This window comes from Metasolibacillus sp. (assembly GCF_025291715.1).
Lineage (GTDB): Bacteria > Bacillota > Bacilli > Bacillales_A > Planococcaceae > Metasolibacillus > Metasolibacillus louembei.
This window is the reverse complement of sequence record NZ_JAMBIZ010000036.1, coordinates 15061-38501: the sequence shown is the minus strand read 5'-3', so window position 1 is coordinate 38501 and position 23441 is coordinate 15061. Positions and strand designations below refer to the sequence as shown.

At 37.3% G+C, this 23441-nt stretch carries 24 protein-coding genes and 1 other annotated feature; of the genes, 17 read left to right on the top strand and 7 right to left on the bottom strand.

All coding sequences use genetic code 11. From position 1 onward, the window contains the following. Window positions 1–70: 70 nt before the first annotated feature. A complete protein-coding gene (locus tag M3Z76_RS17185; protein ID WP_293929142.1) occupies window positions 71–2134 on the top strand; it encodes a P-loop NTPase fold protein in 2064 nt (687 codons plus the stop codon). Window positions 2135–2257: 123 nt separating this feature from the next. Here the strand turns inward: M3Z76_RS17185 and M3Z76_RS17180 are convergent, their stop codons facing one another. Next, window positions 2258–2449, bottom strand: a complete 192-nt coding sequence (locus M3Z76_RS17180) for a YjzD family protein (RefSeq protein WP_293929144.1) — start codon at window positions 2447–2449, stop codon at window positions 2258–2260. Between the two features lie 208 nt (window positions 2450–2657). On the opposite strand from M3Z76_RS17180, the gene M3Z76_RS17175 reads away from it, so the two are divergent. After that, on the top strand, window positions 2658–3596 hold the full coding sequence (locus M3Z76_RS17175; protein WP_293929146.1) for a beta-ketoacyl-ACP synthase III: 939 nt from the start codon (window positions 2658–2660) through the stop codon (window positions 3594–3596). Window positions 3597–3619: 23 nt separating this feature from the next. Next, window positions 3620–4858: a beta-ketoacyl-ACP synthase II gene (gene fabF, locus M3Z76_RS17170; RefSeq protein WP_293929148.1), complete on the top strand. Its 1239-nt coding sequence runs from the start codon at window positions 3620–3622 to the stop codon at window positions 4856–4858. Window positions 4859–5195: 337 nt separating this feature from the next. Here fabF and trpS read toward each other — a convergent pair whose 3' ends face one another. Continuing rightward, entirely contained in the window at window positions 5196–6185 is a 990-nt protein-coding gene (trpS, locus tag M3Z76_RS17165; RefSeq protein ID WP_293929150.1) for a tryptophan--tRNA ligase, read from the bottom strand. 55 nt (window positions 6186–6240) lie between these two features. Further along, window positions 6241–6463, bottom strand: a binding site (T-box leader). Window positions 6464–6894: 431 nt separating this feature from the next. On the opposite strand from trpS, the gene spxA reads away from it, so the two are divergent. From spxA to M3Z76_RS17140, 5 genes are all read left to right on the top strand, one after another. Next, on the top strand, window positions 6895–7293 hold the full coding sequence (gene spxA, locus M3Z76_RS17160; RefSeq protein ID WP_293929152.1) for a transcriptional regulator SpxA: 399 nt from the start codon (window positions 6895–6897) through the stop codon (window positions 7291–7293). Between the two features lie 344 nt (window positions 7294–7637). Beyond that, window positions 7638–8288 carry an adaptor protein MecA gene (gene mecA, locus M3Z76_RS17155; protein WP_293929154.1) on the top strand — a complete coding sequence of 217 codons (651 nt, stop codon included), beginning with the start codon at window positions 7638–7640 and terminating at the stop codon, window positions 8286–8288. Window positions 8289–8403: 115 nt separating this feature from the next. Continuing rightward, a complete protein-coding gene (locus M3Z76_RS17150) occupies window positions 8404–9537 on the top strand; it encodes a competence protein CoiA (RefSeq protein ID WP_293929156.1) in 1134 nt (377 codons plus the stop codon). A 46-nt stretch (window positions 9538–9583) separates the two neighbouring features. Further along, entirely contained in the window at window positions 9584–11392 is a 1809-nt protein-coding gene (pepF, locus tag M3Z76_RS17145) for an oligoendopeptidase F (RefSeq protein WP_293929157.1), read from the top strand. 394 nt (window positions 11393–11786) lie between these two features. After that, window positions 11787–12590, top strand: coding sequence for an EcsC family protein (locus M3Z76_RS17140; RefSeq protein WP_293929159.1), 804 nt, complete (start codon window positions 11787–11789; stop codon window positions 12588–12590). 110 nt (window positions 12591–12700) lie between these two features. On the opposite strand, the gene M3Z76_RS17135 is transcribed toward M3Z76_RS17140, so the two are convergent. The 4 genes from M3Z76_RS17135 to M3Z76_RS17120 form a co-directional block, all read right to left on the bottom strand. Next, entirely contained in the window at window positions 12701–13519 is an 819-nt protein-coding gene (locus M3Z76_RS17135; RefSeq protein WP_293929161.1) for a DsbA family protein, read from the bottom strand. Further along, a complete protein-coding gene (locus M3Z76_RS17130) occupies window positions 13516–13914 on the bottom strand; it encodes a globin domain-containing protein (RefSeq protein ID WP_293929163.1) in 399 nt (132 codons plus the stop codon). The genes M3Z76_RS17135 and M3Z76_RS17130 overlap by 4 nt, the downstream gene beginning before the upstream one ends. Before the next feature lie 132 nt (window positions 13915–14046). Next, window positions 14047–14736 carry a lytic transglycosylase domain-containing protein gene (locus M3Z76_RS17125; RefSeq protein ID WP_293929165.1) on the bottom strand — a complete coding sequence of 230 codons (690 nt, stop codon included), beginning with the start codon at window positions 14734–14736 and terminating at the stop codon, window positions 14047–14049. After that, on the bottom strand, window positions 14726–15325 hold the full coding sequence (locus M3Z76_RS17120) for a CYTH domain-containing protein (protein ID WP_293929167.1): 600 nt from the start codon (window positions 15323–15325) through the stop codon (window positions 14726–14728). The genes M3Z76_RS17125 and M3Z76_RS17120 overlap by 11 nt, the downstream gene beginning before the upstream one ends. Window positions 15326–15441: 116 nt before the next feature. On the opposite strand from M3Z76_RS17120, the gene M3Z76_RS17115 reads away from it, so the two are divergent. The 6 genes from M3Z76_RS17115 (at window position 15442) to M3Z76_RS17090 (ending at window position 20395) form a co-directional block, all read left to right on the top strand. Further along, a complete protein-coding gene (locus tag M3Z76_RS17115; protein WP_293929169.1) occupies window positions 15442–15822 on the top strand; it encodes a UPF0738 family protein in 381 nt (126 codons plus the stop codon). Between the two features lie 142 nt (window positions 15823–15964). Further along, complete coding sequence (yjbM, locus tag M3Z76_RS17110; RefSeq protein WP_293929171.1) at window positions 15965–16639, top strand: GTP diphosphokinase; 675 nt, start codon at window positions 15965–15967, stop codon at window positions 16637–16639. Next, the gene (locus M3Z76_RS17105) at window positions 16636–17433 is read left to right on the top strand and encodes an NAD kinase (protein ID WP_293929173.1); all 798 of its coding nucleotides are present in this window, start codon (window positions 16636–16638) and stop codon (window positions 17431–17433) included. The genes yjbM and M3Z76_RS17105 overlap by 4 nt, the downstream gene beginning before the upstream one ends. After that, window positions 17426–18310: an RluA family pseudouridine synthase gene (locus tag M3Z76_RS17100; protein ID WP_293929223.1), complete on the top strand. Its 885-nt coding sequence runs from the start codon at window positions 17426–17428 to the stop codon at window positions 18308–18310. Before M3Z76_RS17105 ends, M3Z76_RS17100 begins: the two co-directional genes overlap by 8 nt. 330 nt (window positions 18311–18640) lie before the next feature. Beyond that, on the top strand, window positions 18641–20017 hold the full coding sequence (mgtE, locus tag M3Z76_RS17095; RefSeq protein ID WP_293929175.1) for a magnesium transporter: 1377 nt from the start codon (window positions 18641–18643) through the stop codon (window positions 20015–20017). 51 nt (window positions 20018–20068) lie between these two features. After that, window positions 20069–20395, top strand: coding sequence for a 4-diphosphocytidyl-2C-methyl-D-erythritol kinase (locus tag M3Z76_RS17090; protein ID WP_293929177.1), 327 nt, complete (start codon window positions 20069–20071; stop codon window positions 20393–20395). A gap of 527 nt (window positions 20396–20922) precedes the next feature. Here the strand turns inward: M3Z76_RS17090 and M3Z76_RS17085 are convergent. Next, window positions 20923–21423 carry a CotY/CotZ family spore coat protein gene (locus M3Z76_RS17085; protein WP_293929179.1) on the bottom strand — a complete coding sequence of 167 codons (501 nt, stop codon included), beginning with the start codon at window positions 21421–21423 and terminating at the stop codon, window positions 20923–20925. Window positions 21424–21589: 166 nt separating this feature from the next. Between M3Z76_RS17085 and M3Z76_RS17080 the strand changes: the two genes are divergently transcribed. From M3Z76_RS17080 to M3Z76_RS17070, 3 genes are read left to right on the top strand one after another with little or no spacing between them, the layout of a single operon-like run. Next, window positions 21590–21988 carry a YhcN/YlaJ family sporulation lipoprotein gene (locus M3Z76_RS17080; protein ID WP_293929181.1) on the top strand — a complete coding sequence of 133 codons (399 nt, stop codon included), beginning with the start codon at window positions 21590–21592 and terminating at the stop codon, window positions 21986–21988. Next, complete coding sequence (gene spoVAC / locus M3Z76_RS17075) at window positions 21988–22443, top strand: stage V sporulation protein AC (RefSeq protein ID WP_293929183.1); 456 nt, start codon at window positions 21988–21990, stop codon at window positions 22441–22443. The genes M3Z76_RS17080 and spoVAC overlap by 1 nt, the downstream gene beginning before the upstream one ends. Next, window positions 22437–23432, top strand: a complete 996-nt coding sequence (locus M3Z76_RS17070) for a stage V sporulation protein AD (RefSeq protein ID WP_293929185.1) — start codon at window positions 22437–22439, stop codon at window positions 23430–23432. Before spoVAC ends, M3Z76_RS17070 begins: the two co-directional genes overlap by 7 nt. Window positions 23433–23441 lie beyond the last annotated feature (9 nt).

The following is a 23441-nucleotide window of genomic DNA, read 5'->3' as shown; positions in this document are numbered from 1 at the left end:
AACAAAGAATCTTTACCGAATAAAAAGTGTTCATCCTTAATGAGCAAAAAATGTTCAATTTGGGTTGACGGTGACATATGACTTACTTAACAGAAGTAGCGTTATTAATTTATTATACGATACAATTCAAAACTGTAATCCTAATGAAGGTTTTGTTATTAGCCTGGAGGGGAGTTGGGGCAGTGGTAAAACAACTATAATAAGTAATGTAAAAAGGATGTTAAAAACAAACGAAGGGATAATTATAATTGATGAATTAGATCCATGGTCATATGCTAACCAAGAAAGCCTATTTTACAGCATGTTTGATACAATTATTCAGAAATCAGGAATAAAATTTAATTCATTATTAACTAAGCAAATGGCTGATTCTATTTATAGTAGCCTTTTTGGAAGTAAGAAGACAAATATGATTAAAAGTTTTCTGAAACCAATTGATACAATAGATGTATTGAAAAATAGAATAAATGACTATTTGAAGTTCTCTGGTAAGAAGGTAATCTTCTTTATTGATAATATTGATAGAGCAGAGAGTGAGAATATCGTTTTGTTATTCAAACTTATTGGAAACGTATTTGATTTTGAGCGGGTAATCTATATTCTTTCATTTGATAATAAACAAGTAAAGAACGCTTTTGAAAATAATTTAAGTATTGATTATCAATATTTAAAAAAAATAATTCAAATGCAAATTTTTGTACCGGAAGTAGATAGAAGTGTACTAGAAGGCACAATGAGTAGATGTTTGAATAATATATTAATTGCCTATGGTGAGGATTTAAGTAAATTAAGTAATTATCATTCTTTTATTCGCGCTATTTGTAAATTAACAGAGGATTTTAGGGATTTTAAAAGATATATAAATTCGGTATTAAATACCCATGTTAATAACATGAATTATTTGGATACTAGAGATTTTTTATCAATTGAATACATTCGTTTAAATAATATACAATTATACAATACAATATATAAAAACCGAAAATATTTTATTTCTCATGATCAAATGGTAGATAAAGAAGTTTATAGGTCAGTTATTGATAGAGCTACTTTTAATATATCAGGAAACCAATTTTTTGAAACTCTATTTGAAGACCAAAATAATGCCAAATACCTTGATTTATTACAAGAGATTTTTCCGTATGTGAAAAGATATCATACTAATCAACAATTAGAATACGATGGGAATGTTATTTTGAGAGATGATTCGTATCAAGAAATATCGAAAAATAATAGAATATGCAGTGGTAAATATTTCGATTTATATTTTACGAAAACAGGAAATGAATATTTGGAAGTTGGAAATAGAGTTGGACAATTTGTGAAAAGAATAAATAATATACAAGACTCAGAAGCTCCAGCACAAATTCTAAAGGATTTATTAGCGAGTATGCCTGATTATTACCAAAAAGAATTCTTCGAAAGATTACAATTATACATAGATGATTTACAAAATGAATCTATTTATGAATTAACAATTGCTTTATTTAAAAGTATAAATGATATTGATAATACTAGAGGTTTCTTTTCTCTGAGTGCCCGTAGTAGAGTAGAAATTATAATTTGGGGATTATTGCAAATGATAAATGAGGAGCAATATAAGGAATTTTTAGAAAAGATAAAAAGTGATTATGATAAAGTGCAAAATATATCCAGTTTATTATACTGGTTTAAACATGATAAGGAAGGTAAAAATATAACTGGTAGAATGGAAGAAATGGAAAAACTCTATAAAGAAATGTGTGCTAGCATTATAGAAGATTCAATTGATCTGTATGATGACGAATATTACAATAAAGGTAATATATGGGGATTGGTTAGGTGTTATGAAGAAGATTTATCTATTATCAAAAATTATATAAAAGATGTTATTAATAAGGATAATATCTTTAGGTTACTGTATGATATCATTGGGGTTTCTCAAGGCAGTGAACTCAGATATTCGATTTCAAATGAAAATTTATGCTATTTTACTACAAAAGATGATATTGATGAAATTCTTAAGGATGTTGAAAATGTCACTGATGACCAAGAATTTATATTGCAGGTTTATAATAACTATAAAAATGATAGTAGGGATGATTGGGGGGAAACAGGCATAGTTTCAAATAAAATATTAGATTTAAAGCCGTAAATAGTTGTTGAGTGGATTTATTTAAGAACATATTTGCTATTGCATATCATAATGAATTTGTTGAAATGCAGTTGTAAAATACAAAAGGCTGTAAGGAATCCACTTCCTTACAGCCTTTTGTTATTAATGACTATCCGTATCCGCCACTGGAGCGCTTGGAAGAACTGCAGCAATGATAAATACTAAAATGCTGACTGCTACAGAAAGAATAGCTGCTAAGCCGAAGTTAGGGTCTACACCTAAAATCGAACTTACTACATAAGTTAACATTGATACAAGTAGGAATGACCAGAAAAATGTCATAATGTATTGCATTTGTTTCACCTCTATTTAGACTTTGTATATCGTTTTCATTCAATCACATCTTTAATATAATACCACACGTCATGCAAAAATAAAATTACTGTTTTTTAAACAATTGTGAAGGTTGTTTGAAAAAGAATTTCTTGCGATTCAAAAAAATGTTGGCTATAATTAGTACCAAGTATTAATAATTAGTGTTAACCAAGAGAGGGGACGCTGTATGAATGCAGGGATTATCGGTATTGGCAAATACGTACCGGAAAAAATAGTGACAAATGAGGATTTAGAGAAAATTTTAGATACAAGTGATGAATGGATTCGTACACGTACAGGCATTGAAGCGCGCAGAATTGCAGCTGACAATGAAGATACATCGGATTTAGCATATAAAGCAGCTGTAGCAGCAATTGACAATGCAGGTATTAGCGCTGAGCAAATCGGCTTAATTTTAGTGGCGACAGTTACACCTGATCAAGCATTTCCAACTGTAGCATGCCAAATACAGGAGGCATTAGGCGCAAAAAATGCAGCAGCTATGGATATATCTGCAGCTTGCGCGGGCTTTATGTATGGATTAATTACAGCGAAGCAATTTGTTGAAGGTGGTAGCTATGATTATGTACTTGTAGTGGGGGTTGAGAAGCTTTCAAAAATTGTTGACTGGGAAGATCGTAATACAGCTGTGTTATTCGGCGATGGTGCAAGTGCAGCTATCGTATCAAAAGTGTCTGAAGGTCGCGGGATTTTATCGTTTGAGCTTGGCGCAGATGGCACAGGTGGGAAATACTTATGCTTAGATGAGCGCAATTCGATTGCGATGAACGGTAGAGAAGTATTTAAGTTCGCTGTGCGTCAAATGGGCGAATCTGCGATGAACGTTGTTGAAAAAGCTGGTTATAATAAAGAAGATGTAGATTATTTAATTCCACACCAGGCGAATATTCGCATTATGGAGGCAGCTCGTGAGCGCTTAGGCTTACCAGAGGAAAAAATGTCGAAAACGATTCATAAATATGGCAATACATCGGCAGCCTCTATTGGTATTTCTTTAGTAGATGACTTAGAAGATGGTAAAATTAAAGAGGATGATTTAATCGTACTCGTTGGATTTGGTGGCGGCTTAACATGGGGAGCTGTCGCACTACGTTGGGGTAAATAATACTTGAGGGGGAAGAGACAGACATGACAAAACGTAGAGTTGTTGTAACAGGAATCGGAGCAGTAACACCACTTGGAACTACTGCACAATTAACATGGGATGCAATTAAAGCAGGTAAATCGGGAATTGGCCCGTTAACACGTGTAGATGCAGAGAAATTTACAGCGAAAGTAGCAGCTGAAATTAATGATTTTGATATTGAGCAATTTGTAGAGCGTAAAGAAGCACGTAAAATGGATCGCTTTACACAATATGCAGTAGCGGCATCAATGATGGCTGCGAAGGATGCCGATTTAACAATTACAGAAGAAATGGCACCACGTGTAGGTGTTTGGATTGGTTCAGGAATCGGCGGTATGGAAACATATGAGCAGCAATTTTTAACATTCCAAGAACGTGGGGCTCGTCGTGTGAGTCCGTTCTTTATCCCAATGCTTATTCCAGATATGGCTTCGGGTCAAGTATCCATCTATTTAGGGGCAAAAGGACCAAACTCATGCTCTGTAACAGCATGTGCATCTGGTACGAACTCAATTGGAGATGCATTCAAAGTGATTGAACGTGGTGATGCTGATGTAATGATTTCAGGTGGCGCAGAGGCACCAATCGTGAATTTAGCAATTGCAGGCTTTACGGCAAATACAGCTTTAACAAATAACGCTGATCCAGCAACAGCGAGCCGTCCATTTGATAAAGACCGTGATGGCTTCGTTATTGGTGAAGGAGCAGGCATTGTCATTTTAGAGGAGCTAGAGCACGCTTTAGCACGTGGTGCGAAAATTTATGGTGAAGTCGTTGGCTATGGTGCAACAGGTGATGCGCATCATATTACAGCACCAGCACCAGAGGGTGAGGGCGCTGCACGCGCAATGCAGCAAGCATTGAATGATGCGGGCGTTGAACCAAGTGTGGTAGGCTATATTAATGCACATGGTACAAGTACACCATACAATGATTTGTTTGAAACGCAAGCAGTTAAAACCGTGTTCGGTGAGCATGCATATAAGCTAGCAATGAGCTCAACAAAATCGATGACAGGTCATTTACTAGGCGCTGCTGGAGGCGTTGAAGCAATCTTTACTGTGCTTGCATTGCAAGAGGGCATTTTACCACCAACAATCAATTTACACACACCAGATCCAGAATGTGATTTGGATTATGTTGCAAATGAAGCACGCGAAGCAGCAATCGAGTATGCATTAAGTAACTCACTAGGCTTCGGTGGGCATAACGCTTGCTTATTATTTAAGAAATATAGCTAATAGAAGTGGGGCTTATCCAGAAAATCTGGATAAGCCCTTTTAACGGGCATCCTTATGATTATAAAAAAAGTCGATTTACAACTAAACTTTTAGTGTAAATCGACTTTTTTAATGATGTATTTTTTTCACCTTCACCGAATATCTCTGTATAAAAAGGATGGTGTTATCGTACGGTTTGTTTTATTTTTATTTTGTTATGGAGTGAGCGTTGTGTCCATAAGTAATTGTATTTTGTATTTAAATTATCGTACGCTTGGATATTCTTGGTCAGCGGTCGGGCTTTTTTTACTTAATACGTACGAGCCATACATAGCCGTCGCTGCACTATGTGTGTTATTTATCGTCGTTTTCGACCTAAACCCATGGCGTTCTCCATCTTCTTAAGCGTTTTCGTTGCGATTGTATTCGCTTTTTCAGCACCTGCATCTAAAATATCATCTAATTCAGGTGAATCAATTAATGCATAGTAGCGCTCTTGAATTGGTGCTAAATGCTCGATAACAGCAGCTGCTACACCTGCTTTAAAATCGCCGTAGCCTTTACCATCATATTTCTTTTCTAAATCTGCAATGGAAACGCCAGATAACGCAGATTCAATTGTTAATAAGTTCGATACACCTGGTTTATTTTCTACATCGAACTTCACGATACCTTCTGAATCTGTTACGGCCGATTTAATTTTCTTTTCAATTTCCTTTGGTGTATCTAAAACGCGAATTGTCGCTTTTGTATTTGGATCGGACTTGCTCATTTTTTTCGTTGGTTCTTGCAATGATTTAATGCGTGCGCCTTCCTTTGGCAATTGAATATCTGGAATTGTCAAAATCTCATTGTAACGTTTGTTGAAGCGCTCTGCTAAATCACGTGTTAATTCAATATGCTGCTTTTGATCCTCACCAACAGGAACGATATTTGTATTATATAGCAAAATATCTGCTGCCATTAATGGTGGATATGTTAGCAATGCGGCAGATACTGACTCTTTACCGTGTGATTTATCTTTAAATTGCGTCATGCGCTCTAATTCGCCGATAGAAGCGACACATTGTAGCATCCATGCAGCTTGTGCATGTGCAGGAACCTCTGATTGAATAAATAAAATTGATTTTTGTGGATCAATACCGACTGCAATATACATCGCAGCAAGGCTTCGAATGCTTTTACGTAGCTCTAAGCGATCCTGTGGTACTGTGATTGCGTGCTGGTCAACGATGCAATAAATCGCTTGACCTTGATTTTGTAACGCTGGGAATTGCCTCATTGCCCCGATATAGTTACCGAGCGTAATGGTACCTGTTGGCTGAACGCCTGAAAAAATTGTTGTCATTTGAATTCCTCCTTACAAATTAAATAAAAAAACATCACGCGTCCTACTTAAAAATAGTAGGGACGAATGATGTTTGGAATCCGCGGTACCACCCAGCTTGCTCATAAGTTGAGCCACTTAACCTTCGTAACGTGAAGTATGACGAGCTTTGCTACTTAAATATATGTTCACAAAGCTAACTCGGAAGCCCATTCTGCTTGTATGATGGTCTGTTTACACCAACCACAGACTCTCTAAACACCACGCTCAAGCATACTCTTCTTCTTCATTGTTTTTTAAATATAATTGATTATGACTGACATTATAGTATATGTAGGTAAAAAAATGCAATACCTTTGTATAAAGTAAATTCAAAAAGGTTAATCTTGTTGTAATAGTAAGGAACCTTTTAGCACAAGAAACGTATTTGTTATAGAAGGAATAGTTTTTCTCGATTATTTATAACTAATTGAGAAAAAAATCAAACGCATGTTTTGTTGTATGACAGTTTGGGTATAACTATACTGTTATAAACTTTGTTGCATATACAAGTAATAGTTTAGAATTAGTCACATTTCATTATTTTTTTAAATTAAAGGGTTTTTTGTTGACATCCTATATTCAAAGTATGTGTTATAGTGTATAATAGCCATAGTAGTTAAATTAAATTAATTCTAAATTAAGAATTCAATAATATAATCGATTCCAACAGGGAAGGATGTGTTACGAAATGAAAGTTACTTTATTTACATCACCAAGCTGTACATCTTGTCGTAAAGCAAAGGCATGGCTTGAAGAACATGATATACCTTATACAGAGCGCAATATTTTTTCAGAGCCATTAACAATAAGTGAAATTAAAGAAATTTTACGTATGACAGAAGATGGAACAGATGAAATTATTTCAACTAGATCGAAAATATTCCAAAAGTTGAATGTAGATGTGGAAAACTTGCCTTTACAACGTTTGTACGAGCTTATTCAAGAATATCCAGGCTTATTGCGTCGCCCAATTATTTTAGACGAGAAACGTTTACAAGTTGGGTATAATGAAGATGAAATTCGACGTTTTTTACCACGTGGTGTCCGTGCATTCCAATTGCAGGAAGCACAACGAATGGTTGATTAATAAGATGATGAGGTTGTCTGAAAAGCATGCTAGCACATGATTTTTTCAGGTAATCTCATCTTTTTTTGTGGGACTTGCTTTACGATTTATAACATAGTACAATGTAGTTTCAATATTCTAATAATTAAGGGCTAATTTTCGGTAATTTTAGCGTTTTTGGTGTTTTTCCTTTTCATTTTTTGCGGGAACATCATACAATAGAATTATAGAAAAGTATTAGCACTTTCTATAAATGATTGTGGCATGTTCCACTGTTATGAATATGTATGAAAAAGCTTTAAAAGTTAAATGATAAGCAATACATGTTCTTTTTAGCAAATGACTGTGAAGGGAGTTGAGGTCGAATGGACATCGAACGCATCAATGACAATACATTAAAGCTGTTCATTACGTATAGAGATATTGAGGACAGAGGTTATAGCCGAGAAGAAATTTGGTATAACCGTTCCAAAGGTGAAGAGCTATTTTGGGATGTCATGGCTGAAGTCAATACAGACGATTATTTTGATTTAGAAGGGCCGATTTGGATCCATGTGAATGCATCGGAGCAAGGGCTTGAAGTCATTGTTACACGTGCAAACATGAGCAATGATGGTGAAAGCTTAACAAATAGCTTTGAGGACAATCAAGATATCGCAGCACAGTTACGCGAAATGGAAGAAACTCTTTTAGAAACAATGGAAAACGAAGATAATGAGGAAAGCACAAATTTAGTAAGTGCTCGCTATAAATTTAAAGATATTGATGAATTAATACCAGTCGCTAAGCGTCTAGTGACATATGGAGCGGCATCATCACTATATAAATTAGATAATGAATATTATTTATCAGTCGATTTTTCAGAAATGGCAGATACTTATGAGCGTCGCAATGCGATTGCAATTTTGAGGGAGTATTTACAGCCGACAAAATTAACAATTCATCGCATTGAGGAGTACGGTCAGCCGATTATGCCAGAGGATTGTTTCGAAACAGTCATTCAATATTTCGCATAAGGAAAAGCTGTCAGGAAAGTGTGTTAACATATCACTCTCCTGACAGCTTTTTGCATTTTTGTTTTGAAAAATCAGATAATTTATTTATAATGGAAGGAGGAAAGGAGGAGAAAAAGTGTTAGTTGCTCACACTGAACATGGAAAACTCATTACTATTACTCTAGAAACATGTTTAAACAGACTACAGCAATTACGTCAAACAACTACGTTTTATTGTCCACAATGTAAACAGCCCGTACAATTAAAAATTGGACGAGTTAAAATTCCCCATTTTGCCCACTACAAATTAAGTGCTTGTGATGCATTATTCTCTGAGGGTGAGTCACCTATGCATTTATTAGGAAAGCAGCAGCTATATTCCTTTTTTCAAAAACGAGTAGAACATGTAGTTTTAGAAAGCTATTTATCTGAGCTACAGCAAAGGCCCGATTTATTTGTCATACATCAACAGCAGCGTTATGCGATTGAATTTCAGTGTAGCGTAATACCGTTTGAGCAATTTAGCGAACGAACCGCAGGCTATGAAAAGCAAGGCATTATTCCACTTTGGATTGTGAAAACTCCGAATAAAATTCCCACATTTGGCATAAGAAAAATAACAGTAAGCCAATTTTACCAATATTTTTTTAAACGATATAAAAATGAGCTTTATTTAATCACATATGACATAGCATCTAGCCGCTTTATTTATTTTAGCAATTTGCAATATGTGCATGGACGCACATGGCTTGCCAATGTTCAGCCTTTGCTGTTAGAGAAGCAATGCTTTCCATTTTTTGTACCAAGATCATTAACGGAGGTGCAATTCAAAGAGTTATTAAATTTATACAATGTGCAACGCAGCCGCTTTTTTCGAACAAAAGTTTTCTTTAATCGAAAGGGCTTGAACGATTTATTTTTGCGCGGACTTTATGAACAGCGTCTTACTTATGAGCAGCTGCCAAATTATATTGGTATACCGATTCGCGGAGGAGAGGCAATCTCTCTATTTAGCGCAGAATGGCAAAGCCATTTATTTTATTTTCTCCGCATTTTTGGTAGCAAAATTTCGCAGTTGGACGAAGCGAAAATATGGGCTTTTTTAAGATGGGCTAGGCTGCCACAGACGAGGAAGGCATTTTTAGTTGTTGAGCGTTATATCGCTTTTTTGTGTATGATAGGTGTTGAAACGATTGCTAATAAAATTGAAGATACGACGATATTTCATCATTTAGTTAGCGAATTGATTGCATTTTCAGAAAAGAATTGAGAAAATAAAAGGGTATTTCGTAATATAATTTTTGGAGGCATTTATAATGGCAAAACAAGTGTTAACACGTGAAGAGGTTCCTGTAGAGTTAACTTGGGATTTAACATCTATTTACCCAACAGACGAAGCATGGGAACAGGAATTTACAGCGATTCAAAGCTTATTAGAGCAAGCTGGAGAATATAAAGGAAAAGTGGCAACAGGTGCTCAAGGACTATTTGATACGCTACAATATAGCGATTTAGTAAGTGAGCGTTTTAGCAAGCTATACGTATACAGTCACTTAAAGCATGATCAAGACACGGCGAATGGCACGTATCAAGCGATGGATAGCCGAGTGAAATCACTTGGTGCAAAATTGAGTGCGGCATTATCATTCATTACACCGGAAATTTTAGCATTGGATGAAGCGACAATTGCTGCATATGTAGCAGAGCATGATGGCTTAAAATTATATGAGCAAAGCTTAAAAGAATTAAATTTAGGTCGCCCACATATTTTATCTGCTGAAAAGGAAGAGCTACTTGCACAATTGTCTGAAGTTTCAAACGCGTCTGGTGAAACATTCGGCGCATTAAATAACGCAGATATTGAATTCCCTAAAGTGAAAAATGATGATGGGGAAGAAGTGCCATTAACGCACGGCTCGTATATTTCATTTTTAGAGAGTGATAATCGAGAAGTACGTGAAGGTGCATTTAAAGCAATGTATGGCACATACGGCAAATTCCGCAACACATTTGCATCGACATTAGCTGGTAATGTGAAGTCACAAAATGCCAATGCCAAAGTGCGTAATTATGAATCAGCACGCCATGCTGCAATGAGCAATAATTTCATTCCGGAAAAAGTATATGACCAATTAATTTCAACAATTCATGAGCATTTACCAGTGCTGCATCGTTATGTGGAACTGCGCAAAAAAGTGCTAGGTTTAGATGAATTGCATATGTATGACTTATTCACACCGCTTGTTAAAGAAGCCAAAATAGAAATGCCATACGATAAAGCAAAAGAGCTTATGGTGAAAAGCTTTGCGCCGCTTGGCACAGAATATCAAGAAATCGTACAAAAAGGTTTAGATAGTCGTTGGGTAGATGTTCTTGAAAACAAAGGCAAACGTAGTGGTGCCTATTCATCAGGCACATATGGCACAAACCCTTACGTTTTAATGAACTGGCAAAACAATGTGGATAATTTATTTACATTAGCACATGAATTTGGTCATAGCTTACATAGCTATTATTCACGTGCAAATCAGCCATATCCATATTCAAGCTATTCAATTTTCGTAGCTGAGGTGGCATCAACATGTAACGAGGAACTATTATTCGATTATTTATTAAACACGCTAGAAGATCCACAGCAAAAAATTTATTTATTAAATCACTGGTTAGATGGATTCCGCGGTACAGTATTCCGTCAAACAATGTTTGCTGAGTTTGAGCATATTATTCACGAAATGGACCGCAATGGTGAAGCTTTAACAGCAGAAAAGCTAACAGAGGTTTATTATAACTTAAATAAACAATACTTTGGTGATGCGATGGTAGTAGACGAGGAAATCGGCTTAGAGTGGGCACGTATTCCACATTTCTACTATAACTACTATGTATATCAATATGCAACAGGCCAAAGTGCAGCAACAGCGTTAAGCAAGCAAATTTTAGAGGAAGGTCAGCCAGCAGTTGAGCGCTATATCAATAACTTCTTAAAAGCAGGCTGCTCAAATTTCCCAATCGAAGTACTAAAAGCAGCGGGCGTTGATATGGAATCACCATCTCCAATTGCAGAAGCATGTAAAGTGTTTGAAGAAAAATTAAATGAGTTAGAGAAATTGCTTTTAGAGAAGTAATTTAAAACAAAGGCTGGCGGAAAACCTTTTTCCGCCAGCCTTTTACTTTATTTAAGGGGAAAGTGCTCCTACGGTGACTGTGTCATCCTCGTCGCAAATAATCATATCTGAAAGCTCCTTTCAGATATGATTGTCTGAAACCGCTTACTATATGACGATTTTGTGAAACAAGTTGTAAAGCGTTGCAACGGGTGTTGTTCCGTGATAAAGTAATACATGTGAAATACATCACATAACAAACATACACCCCTTTGTTTGAACGTGAACATTTCTCCCATCCCCTTTTGTGTAAGAGGCGCCCTATTGTCGAGAGTAGGGCGCCTCTTTTGTTTTTTGAAACTTTTCTTCAATTTTTCCGTATAGTAATCTAAACCATATAAAGGATGTAGAGAAGATGGAAAATAAAGCGCAATTACAGCAATATTTACAGGATATTGAAAAGTGGGAGAAGGATCAGCAAGGGCTGTGGTTTTGGGAAAAGCTAGGGAGATTGCCTTTTGTATTGCTTGATAAGCTAACACCTTCCTTTATGCAGAAGAAGATTGCTTTATTAATGGATGAATTAGGGAGCTATATTCAATCTGGTGGTAAATATTTGATTAATGAACAAGCTATGGTGGCAAAAGTCAGACATTATTCCTCTCATTGGGAGATTCATGATGTACAGGATATTGGACAGATTTCCATACAACATATGATAGAACTAAGTGAGCAATTGCAACAAGAGCGTGTAAAATTCGCTACTCTGCAAGGGGCTTCTACAGGTGTTGGAGGTATTTTTACATTAGCGATTGATATCCCACTTATTTTAGGTACGGCATTGAAAACGTTGCAGGAAATTGCCATCATTCATGGCTATAATCCAAACGATAAAATGGAGCGTATCTTTATTATTAAATGCTTACAGTTTGCAAGCTCTGATATTGTTGGGAAACAAGCTATTTTACAAGATATTTCCTCAATGCATGATAGCGAGCATACATCTGATACGATGATTGCACAGCTACAAGGCTGGCAGGAAGTATTCAGCACATATCGCGATCAATTTGGCTGGAAAAAGCTATTCCAAATGATACCGATTGTCGGGATTGTCTTTGGGGCATATGCCAATAAAGGGATGATTCAAGACATTGCAGAAACGGGAAGTATGCTATATAGAAAAAGAAGAATTTATGAGAAATTAAAAGAAGCAGAGTGATAGAAAAAACTGTATCATAAAATGACATCGATTCAACATAAAGCATGCCCGAGAAGAGATCATCTTTTCGGGCATTTTCTGTATAAAATGAAATAAAAGTGCGCTTTTGATTAAACGATATTTCCTTTAAGACGCCATAACGCGATGTCGTCTGTCATAAGTCGCTCCACTTTTTGTTGGAGCATTCGCTTTTTTAATTCTCGTTCGGCCACTGGCTCAGCAATTTGATATATTGATGCAACTTCAGTTGTCGTGAGCGTTTGGAAACGAATAAATAATTCATCTAATGTTGGAAGAGGTTGACGTACTAACTGACCTTGAATCATTTCTCCTAAAATATGTTCATACACCTCATAGTCATATAAACCACTTACTTTTAACCCTTCGTCTTCAACATGTTCATTAAAAAAGACAATGCTAGGTACTTCGTGAACTTCCATTTCACGCGTAATGTATAAATCGCATTGGAAGGCATGTGCTGCTTCCTTTGAGCCGAAATCAATTGTAAATTCATTCATGTCCAATTGCACTTCAGCTGCAATTTCTGTCAATGCGACATGTGAAAGTATATTTTTAGTTTGTAGTGCTGCATGCTCCTGCAGCTTTGATAAATAACGTGAGCCAGCGCGCTTGCCCTGTAATTCAGCCGCTTTGATAGCGATAGAGGGCAATGCTGGATGGGTAATATCTAGCTCGTCACCGGACAAACAACCTTTAATGCGATTGCTTAAGCAATTTAATGATGTTAGTTCAGTGCTTAAAACATAGCGCCAAGAAAAATAATGCTCGTATTCCAATTGCAGCTTACGTAGCATGGACTGCATAGCAAAGGAGTTTGGACATAATGGGTCGATGAAAATGTACAGCTCTACTGGTTTAATTGTCGGTAAGGAGGCAGTAGACTGTGGTATCATCTGAATATTATTCACTCCGTTTCCTCCTCTTCGTTTGGTGAATTGACCATATGATGAGCAGTGAGCACAAGACGTTGATAATAAACTTCACGGAATTTTCCGTCCAAGCCTACTTCATCCATTGCTTCTGCCATACATTCAAGCCATGCCTGCGCCCGATCTGGTGTGATTTTAAAAGGCATATGTCTAGCACGCATCATTGGATGACCATGTTCCTCGGTATATAAATTAGGTCCACCTAAGTACTGTGTTTGAAATTGGATTTGTTTGCGAGCTGTTTCAGTTAAATCCTCTGGAAAAATCGGGATAAGCTTTGGATGTTTTGCTACGCGAGCATAAAAAGCATGAATTAGCTCAGCTAGCTTTTCAGCACCAAGTTCCTCGTAAGGAATCGTGTATTTTCGATTCATAGTGATACTCCTTTGTACTTACAATTACATTTTCTATATTAAAGTGTGTGTTTTTATTATGACATTATATTTATTCTAACAACGTCTATCCTTTTTCTCAAACAAAGCGCTCGTTAACAAATTTAGGAAGCGTTAAGCATTGTAATAATTTAAAACTTTTTGTACATAGTTTTGTGTTTCTTTAAATGGTGGAATGCCACCATACTTTTTGACGTTGCCTGGCCCAGCATTATAGGCTGCTAATGCTGTTTCAAGGTTTTGACCGAATTGGTTTAACATTTGGCGTAAATATTTTGCACCGCCCATTATATTTTGCTCAGCATCAGTTGGGTTTTCTACACCTAAGTATTTGGATGTACCGGGCATTAATTGCATTAAGCCGACTGCGCCCGCTGTGCTAACTACCTCTGGATTGAAATTCGATTCTTGTTTCATTACTGCAGCAATTAATTTTTCAGGTAAATTATACGTTGCAGCTGCTTTAGCGATTGTCTCTTGATAACGACCAGCACCTGCTAATAGCTCATTGTAAGCCTCTTGCCCTGTATAATCTTTAACGTATTGCTCCAGTGGTGAACTTGCAATGGCTCCTTCATATAGAAAAGCATCTAAATACTTTGTCTGCGGCCCTATTAGTCCACCAGTTTGACTTAATGAAAACTCGCTACCTAGCTCCGCTGTTAACCCTGTTGGTTGCTGTGTCTGCAAAATATCGCCAAGCATTTCATTAAACAACGTGCTATTTGAGTCATTCAATGTTGTATTTCCAACGGATTGCATTGCTTGGATTTCCATTAATATTTTCATTGCCTTAATATCCATCGGTACGCTCCTCCCTCTGTAGTGCTGCCGCAAAACGGGCAATTTTTTTATCTGCATGTGCAATTGGAATATTGTAATTAGTCAAAAATTGTTGGAAAATAGTACGTCCAACTATTTCATCTGTTGCTTCATATTCTACCTCATAATCATCTTGCTGCAAATAAAAAGAATGATCAAGCACAAGCAATCCTCCTTCATAAGGAATTTCTGCACGCTCTGTAGCAAGTGTACCGAATAGCGCAAGCTGCTCTGGAGCAATGCCTCGTTCTTGTAATCTAGCAACAACTGTTGGCGCTGTCCATTGCCTTCCTTGTAAAATATGTCGCGCTTGTTCCTCTGTTAAAAGGTCCGTTGTTTCAATATGTGTATGGTCGCTTGATTTTTCCTTCAATGTACATTCGATTTTATTCGGTAATATACGAATCCGTAATCCACTTTCAATCGCTTTTAATTGAAAATCAGCTGTGTCGAAATAATGATTTTCCTGCCGAACGACTTCTTCCTCTTGAATGTCGAATGCTGTAAGCAATTCGTCGTATTTTGTTTTCGACAGCATATTTTTAAATTCGATTTCAATTTCATGACTCATTTTATTTTCATCCTTTTTTCGCTATTTTTTGCATGCTAACTATTTTCAAAAAAACCTCACTGCATCCCTTTTCATCGTATGGTAAAATAGGGGGAGAACGATTGGAAGGGAAGTACATGAACGTGCGTAAAGTATATACAATTCAAAGCTTTGAACAAATACATAATGATATTTATTTTAGTTTACACGATAGTGAGCAGGTGGTTCAAATTCAACCAACAGGACAAGTTATCGTGGATTCAGATAATATGGCATTCATTTATATCGTGGAGGAAGATGGTGCGTATAGTTATTTGAGCTTCCCTCAAACGGTATGGGCAGCGTTATTGCAAGTTGTGGAGAAAAAACGTGATCCATTTTTATCACCTGATTTAGCCCTCCCTAACTTTGCAGAGGAACTTGAGTATTTATTGTGGAATATTCAAGATAATGAAAACTACGGTAAAGAATTTGTTGAAGCTGTAGGTGAGCAATTTGCAGCGATTTACCTTGATTAAGTAATGGAGCACATTTAAGATAATCATTAAAATTACTCATAATCAATAAATTCGATTGCATATATTACGATTTGTGGAGTAAATGAAAATGCGTAATATATTGCTGAAATAGGGATGCTATTTCATATGAGGGGGTTTTGCAATGGGTCAGTGGGATGTTTTTTTGAGCCCTTATAAGCAAGCAGTAGAGGAGCTAAAAATAAAATTAAAAGGCATGCGCTCACAGTTTAATATTGTTGGAGCGAATTCACCAATTGAATTTGTTACAGGAAGAGTAAAGCCTTTAGCTAGTATTTATGATAAATCGTTAGAAAAAGGGATTACATTTGAACCTTCTCAACAATTAGCGAATGAGCTACAAGATATCGCAGGCCTGCGAATTATGTGTCAATTTGTCGATGATATTGCGACAGTAACCGAACTGATTCGGCAACGTGAAGATTTTACGATTGTCGAGGAAAAGGACTATATTACGCATAGTAAACCGAGTGGCTATCGCTCTCATCATATGATTGTCGAATACCCTGTAGAAACAATTCATGGTCAAAAGGTGGTGCTAGCGGAAATTCAAATTCGAACGCTAGCAATGAACTTTTGGGCCTCTATTGAGCACTCATTAAACTATAAATATAAAGGTGCCTTTCCAGAAGAAATTCAGGCTCGTTTGCAAAGTGCAGCTGAAGCAGCGTTTCGCTTAGATGAGGAAATGTCGCAAATACGCAATGAAATTCAAGAAGCACAAGTATACTTCAACGAAGTAAAGGAAGCACCAAGCGTCAAATTACATGCTGAAAAAGATAAGGGGGTAAGCTCATGACATCATTTGCAATTCAATCACGCCGTGACGCACAATCTAATGAATTGATGGAGCTCGCAACATCATATTTACAAGACTTTGGGTTAACGCTAGATGAGGAAGAACCAGATATTGTATTGTCTATCGGTGGAGATGGAACACTTCTACATGCATTCCATCGCTATACACATCGATTAGATAAGGTAGCATTTGTTGGTATTCATACAGGTCACCTAGGCTTTTATGCCGATTGGAAACCATCTGAACTAGAGAAGCTTGTACTATCGATAGCGAAAAAGGAATTTAATGTTGTTGAATACCCGTTGTTGAAAGTGAATGTTCACCGCCATCATTCAGAGACGAGCCATTATTTAGCTTTGAATGAAGCAACAATTAAATCACCAGACGTTACGCTCGTTATGGATGTTGAATTAAATGGTACTCAATTTGAACGCTTCCGCGGTGACGGTTTATGCGTATCTACACCATCTGGTAGTACAGCATACAATAAAGCATTGGGCGGAGCTATTATCCATCCAACATTACCAGCCTTTCAATTGACAGAAATGGCATCTATTAACAATAGGGTGTTTCGTACAGTAGGCTCCTCACTTGTGTTTCCAGCGCATCATACATGCGTGTTAAAGCCAGTGAATGATCAGCGTTTTACGATTACTGTTGATCATATTCAATTGACAGAAGCCGATGTTAAATCAATTGCATTTAATGTTGCGCAAGAACGTGTGCGTTTTGCAAGATTCCGTCCATTCCCATTTTGGGAGCGTGTGCATGACTCGTTTATTTCAAATGAATAATCCATTTACATTACAGTTTGAAGTACAGCAGGACATGCTGTTACGTGAGGCGGTTGCATTATGTGGAATTTCGAAGCGGGCGTTAACAGCGATTAAATTTGATGGTGGCAAAATTTTTGTTAATGGTATAGAGCGTAATGTACGTCATCGAGTTGTCAGGGGAGATATTGTAACAATTGTCTTCCCGCAAGAGGAAGCAAGTGAGGGACTCATTCCACAACAAGGACATTTAACAATTGTGTACGAGGACGAGGCACTTCTGGTCATTGATAAGCCAGCTTATATGAGTACAATTCCTTCACGCGAGCATCCAGATAATAGTGTAGCGAATTTTGTTCTCGGTTATTTTCAAGCGCAAGGGCTTGCTTCAACTGTCCATATTGTGACACGACTTGATCGTGATACATCTGGCTTGCTTTGTATCGCTAAAAATCGACATATCCATCATTTAATGAGTGCGGCACAGCAGCAAGGTGATGTACATCGGCAATATGAGGCAATCGTTTATGGGCAAGCAACAAATCAGTCGATTATTGAGCCGATTGGGCGAAAAGAGACGAGCATTATTGAACGACAAGTGCGACAGGACGGACAATTTGCACATACAGATGTTGAAGTGATAAAATACGGTAGGTTAAATGATTGCATCATGTCACATATTCGCTTAACATTGCACACAGGTCGTACACACCAAATACGAGTACATATGGCATATGTAGGTCATCCACTTGTAGGCGATGAGCTTTATGGCGGCGATAAGGAGATAATCAATCGTCAAGCATTGCATTGTGTTTCCTTAACGCTTCGGCACCCTTTAACGAAGGAAATATTATCTTTCAGTAGCGAATTACCAGAGGAATTGGCTAGCTTATTATGATTTAGCAGGTGTTTGGACATCCGTCGAGGCGGAATTGATTAAAGTAAGGATTGACGATTATATTGATTGCTAAAAATCCACGTAGACATGAAAAGTTCGAAGTGGATTTTTATTATTTTATGATGATTTAGCGAGTCATACGAGTTTTGCAAAGAAGTTTTTTCAAATAAGCGTGAAAGAACGCAATTATATCAAGGTATAATGGATAGTAATGATTTGAAAAATCTAGCTACTTTGCGGTGATTGTAAATTTTATTTGTCTTTTTAAAATAATGATTTACGAACTTACTACATTGCTTGTATGATGAACTTTGAGAGGAGGGGACAAGAATGGTGGAACCAAAACGTGAAAATAATGAAGTGCGCTACAATGAAGAATTTTTGCAAATGCTGTTGATGGAACAAGAAATCGATGCGTTTCGTGAGCATTTTTTAGCACTTCACCCGTATGATCAGGCCCAATTTTATGAAAAGGTGGGACCAGACATACGTCAAACCATCTATATATACTTGTCTCCTGAAGAAATGGCGTTAATCTTTGAAGTCATCGATTTAGAAGATGATGAGTATGAGCAATTTTTAAATGAGATGGACCCAGCATACGGTGCGGCAATGCTGTCCCATATGTATACGGATGATGCAGTTGACGTATTAAATGAGCTAGATAATGATCAACGTGAAAGCTTAATGGAAATGATGGACAGCGAAACCGTCGAGGAAATTAATGAATTATTAGGCTATGCAGAGTATACAGCTGGCGCAATTATGACGACTGAGTATGTCACAATTTTGGAAAACTCTACAGTGCGTTCTGCGATGGCTGTATTGCGCAATGAAGCGCCAAATGCCGAAACAATTTACTATATTTTCGTTGTCAATGATCAGCGACAATTAGTCGGTGTTATGTCATTGCGTGACCTAATTATTGCGGATGAAGATACATTAATTCACGATATTATGAGTGAGCGTGTCGTTGCTGTAAAAGTGGGGGATGATCAGGAGGATGTTGCGCAAATTATGCGTGATTATAATTTCTTAGCGATTCCAGTTATCGATGACAATAATGAGCTACAAGGGATTATTACTGTCGATGATATTATTGATGTTATTGATGAAGAGGCATCTGATGACTATTCGAAGCTTGCCGGTATTTCCGATGCGGACGATATTGATGCAGGCCCATTGAAGGCAGCAATGACGCGTTTACCATGGCTTATTATTTTACTGTTTTTAGGCATGATTACGGCAAATTTAATGGGGCAATTTGAGGCGACATTAGAGAAGGTTGCATTGCTCGCAGTGTTTATTCCACTTATTTCAGGAACATCTGGTAATAGTGGTACACAGGCATTAGCGGTTGCGATTCGTGGGATTGCGACAGGGGAGATTAATGAGCAAAGTAAGTTTAAGCTGCTGATGAAGGAATGTTTAACAGGGTTATTTACAGGTCTTGCTTGTGGTGTAACCGTTGTCGCAATTATTTTCTTCTGGAAACACCAAATAACGATTGGCTTATTAGTTGGTGCGGCAATTTGTTGTTCCATTTTAGTGGCGACAATTGCGGGCTCATTTATTCCACTATTAATGGATAAGCTAGGCATTGACCCAGCGGTAGCATCAGGGCCGTTTATTACAACATTAAATGATGTTACAAGTATTTTAATTTATTTAGGCTTAGCAACAACATTTATTAATCAAATTATGTAACAAAGCATCACAATTCTGCATATCGTATGAAAAAAAGGTGGGCGATTGTCGATGAAATATCAACCACTGCTTTTCATTAGAACGCCGTCTTATGCAGTTGAATTGACGGAGATAGAGCAGCAGGAGCTAGATGAGAGTACCTCAATTTATGAGATGCCACAAACGCAACAAATAACAAATTCATTAATTGCACATCAATTGCGCTATTTTACACGTCCTGTGACAAAAAATCGCATATTGCTTGTTGTGTTGAAAAATGGAGAGCGGCTTGTTGGCACAATTGAACATTTGAATGGGACAGATGTTATAATGAAAATATTTGAGCAAAAAACAATTATTCCTGTGAACGATATTGCAACAATTCATGCATCTAAATAAGGGAGAAAACGTATGGAATCGAATTTTTTAATTTGATTTCATGCGTTTTTTCTTTAGTTTAGCATTGATTTCCTTTATGGTGAATGTTTTAGCAAGGAATGACTTTTAGTTGTATTTCCCCTAGCAATGGCTAGACGAGCTGTTTGACAAATGCTACGAAGTAGACAACAAACTGAAGGATTGTATTGAACAATGAACGTTTAAGCAAAAAATCCCCACTTGCATGGAATCGACGTTATGTGTAAATAGCTAAAGCACAGCTTGCTTCTGTACAACATACACTGTAAACAGCTTGACCAATTTTTTAAGCAAAATGGTGATCTACAAAAAATCGACGCTTTACAACAATATTTGAAAAAATAGAGCCTATGTCGTTCTAGCTCAGACAAGCAATCCTCTATATGTGTCAAGGTAACAAAGTACAAACAGAAAAATTCCTTCAAGAAGGAGAGCAGCATTATAAAAGATATGCGCAAACCCTAAATATTATAGAGTTTGCGCGCCATTTTTGTGAAATTATGTGGGGATTAGTTACAAATTCCTAAGTTCACATCAGCAACACACTGTACAGCACAGAAGCAGTTTAAGTCAACTGTAATACAGCTGTCTGTTACGGCGAAGTTTGATACATCACAAATCGCGCGCAATGACACAGCAGTACCATCGCTATTTAATAAATCAACTGTATCACCGCCACGGTCTAACGGTAATAATACACGTAATGTTGCACAGCAATCATCGAATACATCCTCTACACGGAAAAAGACAGATGCACAATCCATAGAATCTTCTGCGCTAAATGTAGCAACGAATGGTGTGCCGTTTTTTGTTAACAGCATAAATACACGTGTATCTACATTTGATCTACCAGGGCTAACGATGCCACCTAAAGGCTCTAAAAAGCAATTTGTTGTACAGCGAGAACATTCATCACGTACAGACTGATTTTGAATGTCTAAAATTGCACGAACTACTTCACAAACGCAACCTTTACTCGAGCTTGGGCTAACTGGTTTACCACAACCCATACTCTTTCACCTCCTAATATAAGTTCTCTCTACAATATGAGCCATTTTAAAAATGAACAGGGCGTTCGCATAGAAATAAGCATCTACTTTTTGAATAAAGCAAAAAAAAAATGCTCATACTAGTTGAAATGATGGATATATAGAAAATAAAAGAGGGAGGCATGAAATGGTAGGGCGTTTTTTATTTGTAGCAATATGTGTGCTCTTACTATCTGCCTGTGGCGAAAAAGAACGGATTGTCGCATATGATGAGCAAGATGCAAAAACGATAGAGATTAAGCAAGAAATTGAGAAAATGACGTCGATTCGTAAGGCGAAAATAATTGTTGCTGATAGCGACATTATTGTGGCAATTGAAGTAAAGCCATTGCAATCATTTAAAGAGCAAAAAATTGCGCAAAATTTACAAAAGGAATTGGAGAAGAAGTGGGAGCATTATGATATCCTCGTTTCTTCAGATTTCAAGCTGCTTTGGGAAGCGGATAAATTGATGACGGAGCAAAGTGAGCAGAAGGTGACGGAAAAAATAGAGCACTTAAAAAAGCTAGCGAAGGAGGAAACATAATGAAGGAATCTCAATATAAAACGATTGAAGAGCAAATGACACCAACGCCACCTTATGCGATGAATGTATTAAAGGCATTTTTAATTGGTGGGTTCATCTGTGTTATTGGACAGGCGATTTCCTTCTTTTATATGATTTTTTTCGACTTTACTGAAAAAACAGTTGGCAATCCAACTGTTGCAACGATGATTTTTATTTCGATGCTTTTGACAGGCTTAGGGCTATATCGCAAGCTTGGACAATTTGCAGGTGCTGGTAGCGCAGTTCCAGTGACCGGCTTTGGCAATGCAGTCGTTTCTGCTGCGATTGAGCATCGTACAGAGGGCTATGTGCTCGGTGTAGGTAGCAATATGTTTAAGTTAGCTGGTTCGGTAATTGTTTTCGGCACAGTATCTGCCTTCGTTGTTGCGTTAGTGAAAACAGTGCTTGTTATGCTGGGGGTTGTTACATGGTAATTTTGTTCCAAACGAAGCCAGCGCTGTTAGCGGGTGCTGCGGTTGTTGGTCCATTAGAAGCTCGCAGTGTTTTCCGCTCTTATTTTGATTTAGTAGCAGATGATGAACGTTTTCAAGAAAAAACAAATGAGCAAGGACAAAAGCGCCTTATCACAAATACTTGTCAGTTTGTGATGGACAAGGCTAAAATAAAAAATTTGGATATCGATTATTTTTTAAGCGGTGATTTAATTAACCAAATGACCCCAACAAATTTTGCGGCACGGGAGTTAGCCGTTTCCTTTATCGGTATGTTTTCAGCATGTGCAACATCTGTTTCATCAGTCATTATTGCAGGTTTATTAACGGAACTAGGTGCGTCAAAGCTAGCGATTGCAGGTGCTTCGAGCCAGCATAATGCGACGGAACGTCAATTTCGTTATCCGGTCGATTATGGCGCACAGAAGCCTGCCACTGCACAGTGGACAGTAACAGGAGCTGGCTATACTTTAGTTGGTCCACATCAGCCAGAGTATCCGTACTTAGTCGCAGCGACCGTTGGTAAAGTAACAGATTATCAAGAGACAGATCCATTTCATATGGGTGGGGCAATGGCTCCTGCTGCATACGATACGATTAAAAAGCATTTGCAGCAACGACATCAAAAATTAAGCGATTACGATATGGTGATGACAGGTGATTTAGGGAAAATTGGATTGAAACTTGTAAAGGCGATGTTGGCTGAAGATGGTATTAAAAATGATGAACTTCAGTTAATTCGGGATGCTGGTGCTGAGTTTTATGGGGAAGATGAGTCGTTTCAGGCTGGAGCGAGTGGAGCAGGCTGTTCCGCAACGGTTTATTATAGCTATGTGTTAAGTCAATTCATGACAGGACGCTTTAAACGTGTTTTGCTTGTCGCAACAGGTGCGTTATTATCTCCATTGTCTTACCAGCAAGGAGATACGATTCCATGTACCGCCCATGCGATTGAAATTGCGATGAACTGAGGGAGAGCG

Excerpts from the sequence above, each read along its gene's own strand:
- M3Z76_RS17180 (WP_293929144.1), bottom strand. The coding sequence starts at position 2,449 with ATGCAATACATTATGACATTTTTCTGGTCATTCCTACTTGTATCAATG.
- M3Z76_RS17175 (WP_293929146.1), top strand. The coding sequence starts at position 2,658 with ATGAATGCAGGGATTATCGGTATTGGCAAATACGTACCGGAAAAAATA.
- fabF (WP_293929148.1), top strand. The coding sequence starts at position 3,620 with ATGACAAAACGTAGAGTTGTTGTAACAGGAATCGGAGCAGTAACACCA.
- trpS (WP_293929150.1), bottom strand. The coding sequence starts at position 6,185 with ATGACAACAATTTTTTCAGGCGTTCAGCCAACAGGTACCATTACGCTC.
- spxA (WP_293929152.1), top strand. The coding sequence starts at position 6,895 with ATGAAAGTTACTTTATTTACATCACCAAGCTGTACATCTTGTCGTAAA.
- mecA (WP_293929154.1), top strand. The coding sequence starts at position 7,638 with ATGGACATCGAACGCATCAATGACAATACATTAAAGCTGTTCATTACG.
- pepF (WP_293929157.1), top strand. The coding sequence starts at position 9,584 with ATGGCAAAACAAGTGTTAACACGTGAAGAGGTTCCTGTAGAGTTAACT.
- M3Z76_RS17140 (WP_293929159.1), top strand. The coding sequence starts at position 11,787 with ATGGAAAATAAAGCGCAATTACAGCAATATTTACAGGATATTGAAAAG.
- M3Z76_RS17130 (WP_293929163.1), bottom strand. The coding sequence starts at position 13,914 with ATGAATCGAAAATACACGATTCCTTACGAGGAACTTGGTGCTGAAAAG.
- M3Z76_RS17125 (WP_293929165.1), bottom strand. The coding sequence starts at position 14,736 with ATGGATATTAAGGCAATGAAAATATTAATGGAAATCCAAGCAATGCAA.
- M3Z76_RS17120 (WP_293929167.1), bottom strand. The coding sequence starts at position 15,325 with ATGAGTCATGAAATTGAAATCGAATTTAAAAATATGCTGTCGAAAACA.
- M3Z76_RS17115 (WP_293929169.1), top strand. The coding sequence starts at position 15,442 with ATGAACGTGCGTAAAGTATATACAATTCAAAGCTTTGAACAAATACAT.
- yjbM (WP_293929171.1), top strand. The coding sequence starts at position 15,965 with ATGGGTCAGTGGGATGTTTTTTTGAGCCCTTATAAGCAAGCAGTAGAG.
- M3Z76_RS17105 (WP_293929173.1), top strand. The coding sequence starts at position 16,636 with ATGACATCATTTGCAATTCAATCACGCCGTGACGCACAATCTAATGAA.
- M3Z76_RS17100 (WP_293929223.1), top strand. The coding sequence starts at position 17,426 with ATGAATAATCCATTTACATTACAGTTTGAAGTACAGCAGGACATGCTG.
- mgtE (WP_293929175.1), top strand. The coding sequence starts at position 18,641 with ATGGTGGAACCAAAACGTGAAAATAATGAAGTGCGCTACAATGAAGAA.
- M3Z76_RS17090 (WP_293929177.1), top strand. The coding sequence starts at position 20,069 with ATGAAATATCAACCACTGCTTTTCATTAGAACGCCGTCTTATGCAGTT.
- M3Z76_RS17085 (WP_293929179.1), bottom strand. The coding sequence starts at position 21,423 with ATGGGTTGTGGTAAACCAGTTAGCCCAAGCTCGAGTAAAGGTTGCGTT.
- M3Z76_RS17080 (WP_293929181.1), top strand. The coding sequence starts at position 21,590 with ATGGTAGGGCGTTTTTTATTTGTAGCAATATGTGTGCTCTTACTATCT.
- spoVAC (WP_293929183.1), top strand. The coding sequence starts at position 21,988 with ATGAAGGAATCTCAATATAAAACGATTGAAGAGCAAATGACACCAACG.
- M3Z76_RS17070 (WP_293929185.1), top strand. The coding sequence starts at position 22,437 with ATGGTAATTTTGTTCCAAACGAAGCCAGCGCTGTTAGCGGGTGCTGCG.